This window comes from Nguyenibacter vanlangensis, assembly GCF_013376155.1.
Taxonomy (GTDB): Bacteria; Pseudomonadota; Alphaproteobacteria; order Acetobacterales; family Acetobacteraceae; genus Gluconacetobacter; species Gluconacetobacter vanlangensis.
This window is the reverse complement of the sequence record NZ_JABXXP010001289.1, coordinates 1-512: the sequence shown is the minus strand read 5'-3', so window position 1 is coordinate 512 and position 512 is coordinate 1. Positions and strand designations below refer to the sequence as shown.

Below are 512 nucleotides of genomic sequence, written 5' to 3'. Positions count from 1 at the left end.
CGCCCGACGGCCCGCGCGCCGCCTTCGGCGTCCGCGCCTTCGCGGTCACGATCGGCATGCGCGACGTGGATTTCAGCGCCCGTCCGTTCGATCCATTCCACAATGTCAACACCCCGGCCGACCTGGCCGAAGCCGACCGCCTGGCTCCCAGGGACGCGGCACGCGGATGACGATCTTGCACCTCACGGCACGCAGCTATGGCGACGCCCGCGCGCCGGAACGCCACCCTTACGCCCAGTTCGTGCTGCCCGTCTCCGGCTGCCTCGATCTCGAAATCGCCGGCCATGGCGGCCGCCTCGCCATGGGCTCGGCCGCCTTCGTCGCCGCGGGCACCGACCATGCCCAGGCCGCGACCAGCCGGAATCGCTTCCTGATCCTCGACATGGACATGGCGCTGGTCGGCGACGCGGCGGCGGACATGCTGGCCCGCCGCCGCTTCCTGCCGCTCTCCCCCCAGGCGCGCCATCTCATCGACTTCATGCGCCTGCATCTCGATGGCGGCGCGCGGCCCG

At 72.1% G+C, this 512-nt stretch carries 1 pseudogene; it reads left to right on the top strand.

The window, feature by feature from the left end:
- Window positions 1-166 precede the first annotated feature (166 nt).
- A pseudogene (locus tag HUK84_RS22655) lies at window positions 167-512 on the top strand (AraC family transcriptional regulator); the annotation flags it as partial.